This is a genomic window from Luteolibacter sp. LG18 (assembly GCF_036322585.1).
Taxonomy (GTDB): Bacteria; Verrucomicrobiota; Verrucomicrobiia; order Verrucomicrobiales; family Akkermansiaceae; genus Luteolibacter.
The window spans coordinates 1,154,902-1,167,480 of record NZ_AP024600.1 but is presented as its reverse complement, the minus strand read 5'-3'; the positions used below and the strand labels follow the sequence as shown (position 1 = coordinate 1,167,480).

At 61.8% G+C, this 12,579-nt stretch carries 10 protein-coding genes; 3 read left to right on the top strand and 7 right to left on the bottom strand.

The window, feature by feature from the left end:
* Positions 1-7 precede the first annotated feature (7 nt).
* The 6 genes from llg_RS04940 to chrA form a co-directional block, all read right to left on the bottom strand.
* Positions 8-1,036, bottom strand: a complete 1,029-nt coding sequence (locus llg_RS04940; protein WP_338288441.1) for a hypothetical protein — start codon at positions 1,034-1,036, stop codon at positions 8-10.
* A gap of 76 nt (positions 1,037-1,112) precedes the next feature.
* A complete protein-coding gene (locus llg_RS04935; RefSeq protein ID WP_338288440.1) occupies positions 1,113-2,081 on the bottom strand; it encodes a restriction endonuclease in 969 nt (322 codons plus the stop codon).
* Complete coding sequence (locus llg_RS04930; protein ID WP_338288439.1) at positions 2,074-3,330, bottom strand: restriction endonuclease subunit S; 1,257 nt, start codon at positions 3,328-3,330, stop codon at positions 2,074-2,076. The genes llg_RS04935 and llg_RS04930 overlap by 8 nt, the downstream gene beginning before the upstream one ends.
* A gap of 28 nt (positions 3,331-3,358) precedes the next feature.
* Entirely contained in the window at positions 3,359-5,032 is a 1,674-nt protein-coding gene (locus llg_RS04925; protein ID WP_338288438.1) for a class I SAM-dependent DNA methyltransferase, read from the bottom strand.
* A gap of 81 nt (positions 5,033-5,113) precedes the next feature.
* Positions 5,114-5,977, bottom strand: coding sequence for a GIY-YIG nuclease family protein (locus llg_RS04920; protein ID WP_338288437.1), 864 nt, complete (start codon positions 5,975-5,977; stop codon positions 5,114-5,116).
* A 108-nt stretch (positions 5,978-6,085) separates the two neighbouring features.
* On the bottom strand, positions 6,086-7,408 hold the full coding sequence (gene chrA / locus llg_RS04915) for a chromate efflux transporter (protein ID WP_338288436.1): 1,323 nt from the start codon (positions 7,406-7,408) through the stop codon (positions 6,086-6,088).
* 155 nt (positions 7,409-7,563) lie between these two features.
* Here chrA and llg_RS04910 point away from each other — a divergent pair, with 155 nt between their 5' ends.
* Complete coding sequence (locus llg_RS04910) at positions 7,564-8,448, top strand: DUF1259 domain-containing protein (RefSeq protein WP_338288434.1); 885 nt, start codon at positions 7,564-7,566, stop codon at positions 8,446-8,448.
* A gap of 15 nt (positions 8,449-8,463) precedes the next feature.
* Here llg_RS04910 and llg_RS04905 read toward each other — a convergent pair whose 3' ends face one another.
* Positions 8,464-9,837, bottom strand: coding sequence for an L-serine ammonia-lyase (locus llg_RS04905; RefSeq protein WP_338288433.1), 1,374 nt, complete (start codon positions 9,835-9,837; stop codon positions 8,464-8,466).
* A 185-nt stretch (positions 9,838-10,022) separates the two neighbouring features.
* Between llg_RS04905 and llg_RS04900 the strand changes: the two genes are divergently transcribed.
* Positions 10,023-11,183 (top strand): helix-turn-helix domain-containing protein, encoded by a 1,161-nt coding sequence (locus llg_RS04900; RefSeq protein WP_338288432.1) that lies wholly within the window; start codon positions 10,023-10,025, stop codon positions 11,181-11,183.
* 472 nt (positions 11,184-11,655) lie between these two features.
* Positions 11,656-12,345 (top strand): 3D domain-containing protein, encoded by a 690-nt coding sequence (locus llg_RS04895; protein ID WP_338288431.1) that lies wholly within the window; start codon positions 11,656-11,658, stop codon positions 12,343-12,345.
* Positions 12,346-12,579 lie beyond the last annotated feature (234 nt).

Here is a 12,579-nt window from a genome sequence, read left to right as displayed (position 1 = left end):
CGTCCCTTTATGGGAGTGTGACGCTAGAACCCACGGTGGCCTGCTGCCGTGTAATTCTATCGTCAGTGTGGAACAGTGAGGCACCGCTTTTTTGTGGTTTGAACCACCAGCTCATGAGCGTAACTTTATGAGTAACATCCTTTTCGCTGAGCGGTCGCTCCCGCCAATTTTGCGGATACTCAACCTCTTCTATGAATCGAATAAGAAGGGTTTGCGCTTCCTGTCCCATATGAAAGGCGTTAGCATACCAGAAAACGATCTCGCTCCGCTCCAGCATCAACCCGTCCTTCTCGCAGGAGGGTTTCCGATCAACAAGATATCGAGTAGGGACCTTTTCAAGAAACACCCGCAAGTATTCCAGAATGTGAAACGATCTTAGACGTCGATCGGTTGTTCGCGAAAATCTGGTGATATGACGCCAAGCCAATCGCGTCACCAAGATGTTGCCTAGCAATGGGTTGCTCAGTGATTCTTTCTTGAGTTTTGCGTAATTCATCTTCGCATTCGCCCTGCTCGTGGGCTCCCCAGTAATCTGCCGAATATCCAAGCTGGGGTAGCGAGGATTCCTACGTTCAAAATTCGCAAACCTGCTAAGCTCAAATCTCAACCCGGGCGTGACAATATCCCCCTCGGCAATTTTTATTGGACTGCGATGCTTTCCCTTCGGACGGATAATGTGCCAATAAATCTCCCTGTTAGGCCACGGCGGAACCCAAATGATCAGGGCCGGCTGAGTTCCGTCCTGAAGAGTCGGCACCGTTTCATTGCCAAGATTTTGAAGAGTGATTCTGCCAGGGCTCTGACGCGCATAAGAGTTGCCATGCTTGATCTGAGCATGAACCGACACAATGCTTTTGTGGGCCGAAAAGGCATTTAATAGCGATATTTTCAAATCCAGCTTTTTGCCGTCCTCCTGCAAGGTCGAGTTAGCGGCTTGAGCGCAGAGCGCACATGTCAGAATTGCAGCAGCGTATCGCTCGCCCGCGGCTCCATCAGCCTTGTGCGATGAAAATGTAGTTGAACCACTTGCAATCATAGGATGTTCGATTTTTAAAGAAAAACCATTAGTAAACCTTCATCTGGAGGAAAACTTTACTCATGAAAGACGTTATTTACACCAGCACCAAGCCCGGCTGAAGGCCGAGCTTCGTTTTGAAATCGGGGGGAATGTCAGCCCAATGCTTCACAAGCAGATCAACCATCTGTCGGCCATTGATTAGCCCGATTCTCGGAAAGCCCGTTTCCTCCGCCACATCGCGGGCCGCTGCCTGATAGTCGGCTGTCGTGATGAAGGCACCCTGAGCGCCGTTTGGAATCGTCTGCCTTAACTGCTTCACCACGTTGGCGGCAATTTTCGCTCCAGTCTGATAGCGCTTAGCCTGCACAAAGACCCGAATCCGCGCAAAATTGTCTACGTCCAGCGTGCCTCTCACATCCACACCCCCGTCGCCCGTCTTCCCGGAATGCTCCGCCTCGAAACCAAGCGCTTCAAGCAGCGACTTCACCAGCAACTCGAACTCTTTGGGATCGAGCTCCAGCACCCTCCCAATTACCACCTCATAGGGGTCGAGCGCCACCTTGGCGTGACCCGCCGGCACCAAATCGCTTCTCCCGATCACCTCGAAAAACTCCTCCTTCTGGGAGATCGCGAAAACCGTCAGCGAAGAACGGAGCGTGTTCTGCAATGGCACCGAAAACACAGTCCGATCGATCCGCTTGGCCGCCCACTTCACCTGCCGCCGATGGCGAAATCGGCAGCCGTCCTTTCCGTCCCCAAAAACATACGGCTCATCCTCCATCACTCCGTAGCGAAGCCAGCGCGAATCCGCTGCGGGCGTCACCACGAAGTCGCCGGGCTGGATATCGAAAAGAAAGCGGGCGATTTGCCCTACCTGCTGCCCGATCACGATATTCGAGGTGTCCTGCGGATGTTCCTTCTTGTAGAGCGGATAGAGCTGATCCTTCGTCGTCACACCCGTGACGTCGGTGTGGTCGAGCCAACCGATGGCCGCGTAACCACCTTTGACGAAGTGTTCGGCGTAAGTGCCGAAATCAGCACGGACGCAAAAGACGTTAGGCATGGGATCGTTCGGGAATTGCGGTTGCCGTTACCTCGCCGCTTAACAGCTTTGGAAGAAGCGTGTCGCGAAGGTTGGCGAGGGCGCGGGATTGTTGGAGATTAGCAATGATTTTCGTCACCATCGGGTTAACGATAGAATCAAACTTTTGAATGGCATCCTTGGCAGGCAACACTACTCGGACTCCACCCAGCAGTTTGGTAGTGAGGCTGCCTCTGGAACTGTGCGAGTCCGAAAGCTGCCGAAATTCCTCATAGCGGCGAGAGAGGTCGAAATAGAGGAACAAGTCCGACGCCATCTCATTATCCGCAGCGAGGGCGACCACTGATTGGTTTATGTAGGAATCGAATGCCAGTAGCGAGGTCTGCCCCCGGGTGTGACCTTGTCCCGCACTCGCTATCACAACGCACCCTTTGCGGGCCAGCCGCGTGCTGGACTTGTCGATTCCCAGTTGTGTGATCGTCTTCTCTGTCTCAATGATGAAAGAATTCCGTGTTTCACCGGAAGACAACCAAGGGAATGTTCCGTCCCAATAAGGGACCTCGGAGGTTCTCGGAGTTCCACCGCTGAAGATGTTCTTGCAGATTTCGCTCGCCTTAGCTGGCTTCCACCCCTTCGGAATCTTGCCCAGCTCCGAATCCTCGAATGAATCCGGAAACAAGGAGTGCTCCGGTCGGGATTCGCCGCCTTCGGCATTTCGGCGGACGGGATCGAAATCCACGAACCAGCTTTGGAAGAGCGCACGGGCCATCTCCTCCAGAGTGGAGTTCATCTGGCGGTTTAATTCGATCTTATCGTCCAGCGTGCCGAGGATGTGGGCGATGCGCTTTTGTTCGGAGAGGGGTGGAAGTGTAAGGCTTATTTTTCGAAGCTCACTCTGCTTGATTCCTAGCACGGTTGTTCCTGTTGCACGGGCTTTCAACTCGTCTTGGACCGGCGTCGATTGGAGCAAGTATCGCAGAAAACCGTTGTCCAAAAGCTCTTCCTTGCCGCGCAGCGTGATCACGCGTTGAGCCAGCGCGATTTTCCGTCCATCGAGTTGTGCCACCTCCCCAAGCGGCGCTTCTGTCGTCATGACAATATCTCCCTTTTCAGGGAGACCTCGTCTCATCCATGCCTCGTAGTCGGCTTCCGCAATAAACTCCTCCGCCGGTTCGATCCTGCCCCCTTTGACAATCTTCGCAGTAACGAGCGGTACTCCAAACGTGGTTTTGGTCGGTGTCTTTCCTCGATAGTCGATGATCGCGGACATGCATTCTTCGAGGGGAAGCGTTTTCCATTCAGATGCCATACCCCAACCCCTCCAAGCTAGCTTTGATGTCCTGTTCCAGCTTGGCAGATTCTTCAAGCTGGCTTTTCAGCTCCTCTACGTAGCGCGACATTTTATCATCAAACGCTTCGCCGTCGTCTTCGACATCCTCAGCTCCAACGTAACGACCGGGCGTCAGGATGAATCCATGAGAGGCGATCTCCGGAAGCCTAGAAAATTTGCAAAACCCTGAAGCGTCCTCGTAGCTACCAGTCCTCCATTCTCTGAAAGTCCCCGCGATTTTTTCGATATCGTCCCCACTGAAATCCCGCAGCACGCGGTCTTTCATGAAGCCGAGCTTCCGGGCGTCGATGAAGAGCGTTTCGCCCCTGCGGTCGCGAAGGGTGGCTGCACCGGGGCGGGAGCGCTTGGCTTTGTTTTTCGTGAGGAACCAGATACAGGCGGGAATCTGGGTATTGGTGAAAAGCTGGCCGGGCAGGGCGACCATACACTCGACGAGATCCGCCTCGATCAAGGCGCGGCGGATGTCGCCCTCGCCGCTGGAATTCGAACTCATCGAGCCATTGGCGAGGAGCAGCGCCATCGAGCCATTCGGCGCGAGGTGGTGGAGCATGTGCTGCACCCAGGCGAAGTTGGCATTCCCCTGCGGCGGCGTGCCGTATTTCCACCGCGCGTCGTTCTCCAGCTTGCCGTCCCACCATTCCTTGATGTTGAAGGGCGGGTTCGCCATCACGAAGTCCGCGCGGAGGTCCGGGTGCTGGTCGCGGGTGAATGTGTCCGCCGGTTCCTTGCCGAAGTCGAAGTCGATGCCGCGGATGGCCATGTTCATCGCCGCCAGCCGCCAGGTGGTCGGATTGCTTTCCTGCCCGAAGACCATGATGTCGCCGATGCTGCCGCCGTGCTCCTCGATGAAGCGCTCGGATTGGACGAAGAAGCCGCCGGAGCCCATCGCCGGGTCATAGACGCGGCCCTGATAGGGCTCGATCATTTCCACGATGAGGCTGACGATGGACTTGGGCGTGAAGTACTGGCCACCCTTCTTCCCCTCCGCCAGGGCGAACTGGCCGAGGAAGTATTCGTAAACGTGGCCGAGGATGTCCTTCGCGTGAAGGTCCGCGTGCTGGAACGGAATGGTGGCGATGAGGTCGATGAGCCCCGCGAGGTTCGCCGGATCGATCTGGAGCTGGGTGTAGTTCTTGTTGAGGACGTTCTTGAGCTTCGGGTTCTCTTTCTCCACCGCCTCCAGCGCGTCGTCGATGAGCTTGCCGGTGGAGGTGATCCTGTAAGTGGTGGTTTTCCCGTTCTTCACCGTGATCTCCGTCCCCGCCGGAAGCTTTGCGGAGTCCTGCAAGGTCTTCCACCGCGCCAGCGCCGGCACCCAAAAGACGTTTTTCTCGATGTAGTAGTCCCGTTCCTCCAGCTCCTGGTGGATCGCCTCGTCATATCGGGCGGGCTGGTCGTAGCCGGCCGGGTCCACGAAGAAGTCGTTTTCCGGGTCCTTCAGCATTGCCTCGATCTCCGCCTGCCGCTGCGCGAACGAGTCCGACACGTATTTGAGGAAGATCAGCCCGAGCACCGCGTGCTTGTAAACGGCGGCGTCGAGATTGGAGCGGAGCTTGTCGGCGGCGGTCCAGAGCTTCTTGTCGAGCTCGCGAAGAAAGGTTTGGGAGTCGGAAGGGGGCATGATGCGGAAAGCTAACCCGGAAGTTAGAGAAGGCGGGATGGTGGGTCAATGGCTGGATTCCACGCCTGCCGGGATGCCACGTCAGCCAACCGCTTGCCGCTTCACGGCATCCAGCGTCTTGCCGTCCTTGGTCTTCCAATCGATCCAGCCGTTGGAGGTTCGTCCCATGAGCGCGAGTGCGGCCATGCTCGGGGAGCGGATGAGATGGTCCTTTTCGAAGACGATGGAATCTCCCTCCACACGGACGACGCCGGTCTCGATGAGACGCAGGCGGAAGCGTTCTCCAGCGGTTCCTATGATCGAGGGCACGCTGTCCCGGCGGCCGGTGGAGCCTTTCAGCACGACGAAGCCTTCCTGCGTGTACAGGCCGCGGCCATTGGCTCCGGAGGCGGTGCAGAAGAAAACTTCATCCGTCGCCGGATTGGCGGCGGGCTTCGCGACGGGATCGAACAGCGGAAAGCCAAGGGTGGAGAGGAGCACCTGTCCGGTTTCGAAAATCTCCAGGCAGTCGGCCTCCAGCGGGGCGGGGGTGTGGGGCTTGCTGCCGGTGTTGCCGTTTTCAAGGGCGTAACGTCCGGCCTTGGTGGCGGTCTGGATGCAGTTCCATTCCAGAAACAGCCCGTGGGTCTGGGTCAGGCTGTTGGTGCGGGAAATGAGCACCAGCGCCCGCTGCCAGAAGGCCTTCTCCTTGTTGTGGCTGACCAGGCGCGAGCGGAGGTCGCCGGTTTGGCCGATGTAGACCTTCTGGTCCTCGCCATCCTCGCTTTCCCCGAAGAGGAAATAGACCGCCACCTGGCAGCTCTCCGGCATCTTGAGGAAGTCCCCGAGAAGGCTGCGGGGGACCTCCAGGACCTGGACGATGCGGGTCGTGATTTCCGCGACGCGGATGCCCTGGGGATCCCCGCCGGGCAGGAAAATCTGAATGGTTTTCGGGGTGAGGGACATATGTCGGAGAAGAGGACGATGGCAGGTTGCCTCAACGGTGTCGGGCAGGAAGAAAAATTGTTTCGATCGGGTTGGTTGTTCCTAACAGGGTGGGAGCCTTTGGGGGCCTTACACCATCTTCCACACTACGCCAAGGACCGCGCAGGCTCCGAGGACGGGAATCACGCCGATCTTGAAGCGTTCCATGGCGAGCCAGGCCCCGAGGCCGGTGGCGGCGACGAACCAATCGTAGCGATCCGGCTCCGGGTGGATGGCGTGGAGGGAGAACCAGATGGCGAGGTTGAGGATCACACCGACCACGGCGGCGGTGACGGCGGTGAGGGTGGTGGCGACGGCGGGACGCTGGCGCAGGTGGTCGACGTGGGGGGCGCCGAGGAAGACGAACAGGAAGCAGGGCAGGAAGGTGGACCAGGTGGTGATCAGCGCGCCGAGCACGGCCGCGACCGGCGAGGACAGGTCGCCGGGGTGTTGCCAGCCTGCGACGAAGCCGACGAACTGGAGCACCATGATCAAGGGCCCCGGCGTGGTTTCGGCGAGGCCGAGTCCGGCCATCATCTGGCCTTGGCTGAGCCAGCCGTGGTGCTCCACCGCCATTTGGGAAACGTAGGGCAGGACGGCGTAGGCTCCGCCGACGGTGACGAGCGCGGCCTTGCTGAAGAACAGGCCTTGCTGGAAGTGGATGCCGCTCCAGTTCGTGAGCCATCCGGCGGCGAGCACGGGCAGCCACCACAGGGTGAGGCACACTGCGGCGACGATGAAGGTCCGGCGGCGGCTGGCGGGCGGGGGCGGCGGGAGTTCCACGCAGCTTGCCTCATCGATGTCCGCCATCCGGGCGTGGCCTTTGCCGGCGGGGAATTGATTGGGGAACCGTTTGCCACCGAGCCAGCCGATCACGGCGGCGGACAGGATGATCAGGACGAAGGACACCTTGAAAAAGAAGATCGCGATGAACGAGGCGAGCGCGAGCCCCCACAGCGCGGGAGTTTTCAAGGCCTTCGAGCCGATGCGTTTCACCGCCGAGGCGACGATGGCGATCACCGCTGCCGTTAGGCCGTAGAAGAGGCCGCTGATCCACGTGACATTGGCCCCCGTGACATAGAGCCAGCTTAGTCCCATCAGGATGAAGATCGAGGGGATGACGAACAGTGCTCCCGCCGCGACGCCTCCCTTCGCGCCATGGAGCCGCCAGCCGAGGTAGGTCGCGAGCTGCTGGGCCTCGGGGCCGGGCAGCAGCATGCAGAAGTTCAGGGCGTGGAGGAAATGATCCTCGGACAGCCAGCGGCGGCGTTCGACGATCTCGCGGTGCATGATCGCGATTTGCCCGGCGGGCCCGCCGAAGCTGATCCAGCCGAGCTTCCACCAGAACCGCAGCGCTTCACGGAAGGTCGGCGGGGCGGGGCGCGGGGCGGCTTCAAGTTCCGGTGGATTCATCCGCGGCGAGCATCGCATGCCCGTCCAGCCCTCAACGGATGAGTCCGAACGGCTCGTGATCCGCGCCGGTCGTCTGCGGTGGCTGTTACAAAACCTCCCGATCGGTTTCAGCACGGTTCCTTGACCGGATTTCGAGCCTGTTCCAGCTTTCCGGGATGAAAGCGGCAAAGGCTCTTCTTCTCCTCGCGCTCGGTTGTTCCATGCACGCGCTCGCGCTGGACACCGCCAGCATCGAGTCCACCACCGGCCTCAAGGGCACGATGAACGCGGAGGAAAAGGTGTTCAAGGTGACCTTTCCGCGCGGCGATCTGGGGGTGACGGTCGATGACTGGCAGATGCCCGCGTTCATGGGGCTCACGACCTGGGCGGCCTTCACCGAGGGCAAGTCGGCGGAGGCGATGGTGATGGGGGACTTCGTGCTCCTGCAGGATGAGGTGAATCCGGTGATGAGCACGCTGCTGGACACCGGGCTTTCCGTGACGGCGCTGCACAACCACTTTTTCGCCGACGAGCCGAAGGTGTACTTCATGCACATCGCGGGGGAGGGAACGACGGAATCCTTGTCGAAGGGAGTCCGCGCCGCCTTGGACAAGGTCAAGTCGATCCGTGAGGCCGCGCCGCATCCGGCCAAGTCGATGGGCGGAGGGATTCCGGCGAAGAGCGCCATCACCGCGGCGCCGCTCGCGGAGAAGATCGGCGGGAAGCCGCAGGAGAAGGACGGGATGGTGAAGTTCGTCCTCGGGCGTACGGCGAAGATGCCGTGTGGCTGCGAGGTCGGCAAGGAGATGGGGATCAACACCTGGGCCGCGTTCGCCGGCACGGATGACAACGCGGTGGTCGATGGTGATTTCGCCTGCCTCGAAGGGGAGCTGCAAGGGGTGCTGAAAACCCTCAGGAGCGGAGGTATCAACATCGTGGCGATCCACCAGCACATGACCGGGGAATCCCCGCGCTATGTGTTCCTGCACTACTGGGGCCGGGGAAAAGCCGGTGACTTGGCTGGCACGGTCGGGTCGGCGTTGAAAACCCAGAAGCAGTAGCGGTCGGGCGGGATTTCAGCACTCCACCACGTTCACGGCGAGGCCGCCGCGGGAGGTTTCCTTGTACTTGGATTTCATGTCGCGGCCGGTGTCGCGCATGGTCTTGATGACCTTGTCGAGGGAGACGAAGTGGGAACCATCCCCGGCCATGGCGAGGCGGGCGGCGTTGATGGCTTTCACGGACGCCATGGCGTTGCGCTCGATGCAGGGGATCTGGACCAGGCCGCCGACGGGGTCGCAGGTGAGGCCGAGGTTGTGTTCCATGCCGATCTCGGCGGCGTTCTCGACCTGCTTCGGGGTGGCACCGAGGTATTCGGCGAGACCTGCGGCGGCCATCGAGCAGGCGACGCCGACCTCGCCCTGGCAACCGGCTTCCGCGCCGGAGATGGAGGCATTGCGCTTGTAGAGCAGGCCGATGGCGGCGGCGGTGAGGAGGAAGCGGTGGACGCCGTCCGGGTAGGGCGAGTGCTTGAAGCGCACGGCGTAGTGGAGCACGGCGGGGATGATGCCGGCCGCGCCATTGGTGGGGGCGGTGACGACCCGGCCACCGGCGGCGTTCTCCTCGTTCACGGCCAGGGCGTAGAGGTTCACCCAGTCGAGGATGGTGAGGGGATCGGAGAGAGCGGCCTCGGGCTTGGCGCAGAGGTTGTCGAAGATGGTGGCGGCGCGGCGTTTCACCTTCAGGCCGCCGGGGAGGATGCCCTCCTGGGAACAGCCGCGTTTCACGCAGCCCTGCATGGCGGCCCACACCGCATCGAGGCGGGCGCGGGTTTCGGCCTCCGGGCGGCGGGCGTTCTCATTGGCCAGCGCCAGCGCGGCGATCGAGAACTGGTTCCGCTCGCAGTGCTCCATGAGCTCGGCGGCGCAGGTGAAGGGGTAGGGCAGGGCGCTGTCGTCCTCCGGCACGGCGGCCTTGAGGTCGGCCTCGGCGGCGATGAAGCCGCCGCCCAGCGAGTAGATGACGTTTTCCCCGATGAGCGTGCCCGCGGCGTCGTAGGCCTGGAAGTGCATGCCGTTCGGGTGGAGGGGGAGCGGCTTGAGGCGCTTGAAGTCGAGGTCCTCCTTGGCGTGGAACGGGATCACGGTGCCCCACGGCAGCGTCAGCGAGCCGGAGGCGGAAACCGCGGCGAGCAGGCTGTCGATGGCATCCACGTCGATGCTTTCCGGATCGTGGCCGAGGAAGCCGAGGATGAGCGCCTTGTCGGTGCCGTGGCCCTTGCCGGTGGCGGCGAGGGAGCCGTAGGTGTCGCAGCGGACGCGCGCGACCTGCCCGGCCAAGCCGCGGGCCTGGAGGTCGAGGACGAACTCGCGGGCGGCGTGCATGGGGCCGACGGTGTGGGACGACGAGGGGCCGATCCCAATGGTGAACATATCAAGCGCGGAAGGCATAAGGGGCAATGAACCAAGGACGGGCGATGTGAAGGCGGTCCGGCGGCGGCTGTCAAACGGGAGCTGCGCGGCTGGACGAATTCGCGGTTATTCAAAGGAGAATCCACCAAAAGCGCCCGCTTGTCCCGGTTCTTTATTGAGCTTTTCGCTTTTGATTTTCCGCAAGTTCACGCAACGTCGGAAACGTGACCACGTTGAGAATCGGGCTCGTGTCGGACTATTTCCGGGCGGGAGTCGCGGAAGGGGCGGCCGCCTACGGTCGGGCCCACGGCGTGGAGATCGATCCGCGGTGGTTCGTGCGCGGGGACTGGATGGGGGACCACCCGGCGTGGAACGCGGTGATCGCGGAGGTGGTGAACATGCCGACGCTCGCCGACCGGGTGCTGGCGCTGAACCTGCCGACGGTGCTGATGGCCCCGCTGGCGCAGGCCCCGGCCGGGTTTCCGGTGGTGACGGCGGATTTCCGGGCCTGCGGGGCGCTGGCGTTCGAGGAACTGGCGTCGCTCGGGGCGCGGAGCCTGGCGGTGCTGCGGACCAGCCCGCGGGACATCGACCATGAATGCTGCGATGGGTTCATCGATGCGGCTCATGCCCACGGTCGGCGGGTGATCGATCCCGAGCCTGCCCGCAAGCTGGCGGAGACGGTCGCCACGGCGGCCCATTTCAACGAGCGGGTGTCCGCTTTCGCCGACATCCTGGAGGAAATGCCGCGGCCGGTCGGGGTATTCCTGGCCCATGCCGGGCTGACCTATTCCCTGCAGATGGAGCTGAAACGGCGCGGCTTCCGGGTGCCGGAGGACTACGCCATGGTGGTGATCCAGAAGGACGTGCAGGGGACCGCCGAGATGGCCCCGGTGCCGATCACCACGGTGGATCCGGACAGTTGGCAGCAGGGCTATTTCGCCGCGCAACTGCTTCACGATCAGCTTCGTGGCGAGCGCCCGGATGCCTCGGTGCACCGGATTCCGCCCGCCGGGATCACCCGCCGCGACAGCACCGGCTGCCCGCTGGTCAAGGATCCGGGGGTGGCGAAGGTCGTGCACCTGATTCGCGAGCGCTTCGCCTCGGACTTGAAGGTGGACGAGCTGGCGCGGCTGGCGGCGGTCGGGCGGCGCAGCCTGGAGGAGCGGTTCCGGAAGGAGATGCACCAGAGCATCCACGAGGCGCTCACCCGGCGGCGGATGGACGAGGCGAGGAAGCTGCTGCGGTCGACCCCGCTGGGGATCGCGCTGGTGGCGGAGGCCTGCGGCTACTCCTCGGTCCACTACTTCACCACCGCCTTCAAGCGCGAGACCGGGACCAGCCCGGCGGCCTACCGGGCGGCGGCGGGGAAGGGCCGGGCCTAACCGGGGCACCGGCTTGCCGGGCGGTGGTCCGGGAAACCCGTATCTAACTACGTAAATCCCGAACTTCGGGTGTTGAAAAACGCGTTTCGATTTCGCGCAAAACTCTCGTCCGAAAAATGGGGCGGAATGCGCGGAATCCTTGCTGTTAGAAGGATTGGCGGGCGTGGCGGGGGGGAGCCGCGCTTTTTCCTAACGTCCGTTAGACCCGGCCCGGTTTTCGCCCGCAATCCCTTGCCCCACGGGGGGCGGGGGCGGGCAGAGCGCATTGTTAGAGTGCGGGGTGCATTCCGGATTTGGCATCCGGAGTGCTAAAAAGACGGCGCGAAGCACCTCTTCGGGAATACTTAAGACCTTTCAAAAACCTTCCTAACCGTTGGATTTTCAGGTTGCCACAACGATGGGGTGCCCGCTTAATGCGCCAGTCTCCGCTAAGAGACGGCTGTCCCAACACCACTATCCAAACACGAACCGCATGCGCCAACGACTCCTTCCGCTTGCTGCCCTCGCTCTGGTGGCCACTCTCCTTTCCAACTGCTCCTCCAGCTCGAATCTCCAGGTTCTCTCGAAGAGCTCGATCAAGCCCGGTTCCTCCTCCTCCGGATGGGCGCTGGGCCTCGGCACCACGGAAAGCCTTCCGATCGCCGCTCCGTCCGCCTCCGTGATGGCCTCCGCGGCCAGCCACACCAAGGACAAGCACGGCATGCCGGTCTACGCGTTCAGCGAGCGCAACCGCCTCGTCCGCACGACCGCCTACCACCCGAACGAGAGCGACCACCTCGTCTACGGCAGCTCGAATGCCACCGGCACCCAGCTCCGCTACACCAACCGCGTGCGCAGCGCCGCCGCCGACTGGTCCTTCTACCCGGTGGGCACCGTGTTCCGCGTCGCCGGCCTTCCCTACCTTTATGTCGTCGATGACTACGGTTCGGCCCTCACCGGCACCGGCACCATCGACATCTTCACCCCGACCGGTGAAAGCATGAACCAGTGGGGTCGCCGCAACGTGGAGATCACGATCGTCCAGTGGGGTTCCTTCACCCGCAGCGCCGAGATCCTCACCCAGCGCACGGGTTACCAGCACTGCCGCTCGATGCTTGCGAACATCGTCCGCCAGCGCCCGGACCTCGCCTCCACCAAGGGCGGTTCCGCGAACAAGGGCTGATTCCCCGCCACCCGAAATTTCCAAAGCCGCGTTTCCCGGGAGGGAGCGCGGTTTTTTCGTGGTAGCCGGAGCCTTTGCTTTTGGAGTGTCTCCGATTCAGCCCTGAAAGGGCGTCATGGGACAGCCCGGGGCATCGCCCCGGGAAAGCCGACCAAGAAGGGATCGAGCCCTGTAAGGGCGGAATGAAGGGGCGAACGCGGCTTTCCTCGGGTTCCGCCCTTACAGGGCTCGCCT

Excerpts from the sequence above, each read along its gene's own strand:
- llg_RS04940 (WP_338288441.1), bottom strand. The coding sequence starts at position 1,036 with ATGATTGCAAGTGGTTCAACTACATTTTCATCGCACAAGGCTGATGGA.
- llg_RS04935 (WP_338288440.1), bottom strand. The coding sequence starts at position 2,081 with ATGCCTAACGTCTTTTGCGTCCGTGCTGATTTCGGCACTTACGCCGAA.
- llg_RS04930 (WP_338288439.1), bottom strand. The coding sequence starts at position 3,330 with ATGTCCGCGATCATCGACTATCGAGGAAAGACACCGACCAAAACCACG.
- llg_RS04925 (WP_338288438.1), bottom strand. The coding sequence starts at position 5,032 with ATGCCCCCTTCCGACTCCCAAACCTTTCTTCGCGAGCTCGACAAGAAG.
- llg_RS04920 (WP_338288437.1), bottom strand. The coding sequence starts at position 5,977 with ATGTCCCTCACCCCGAAAACCATTCAGATTTTCCTGCCCGGCGGGGAT.
- chrA (WP_338288436.1), bottom strand. The coding sequence starts at position 7,408 with ATGAATCCACCGGAACTTGAAGCCGCCCCGCGCCCCGCCCCGCCGACC.
- llg_RS04910 (WP_338288434.1), top strand. The coding sequence starts at position 7,564 with ATGAAAGCGGCAAAGGCTCTTCTTCTCCTCGCGCTCGGTTGTTCCATG.
- llg_RS04905 (WP_338288433.1), bottom strand. The coding sequence starts at position 9,837 with ATGCCTTCCGCGCTTGATATGTTCACCATTGGGATCGGCCCCTCGTCG.
- llg_RS04895 (WP_338288431.1), top strand. The coding sequence starts at position 11,656 with ATGCGCCAACGACTCCTTCCGCTTGCTGCCCTCGCTCTGGTGGCCACT.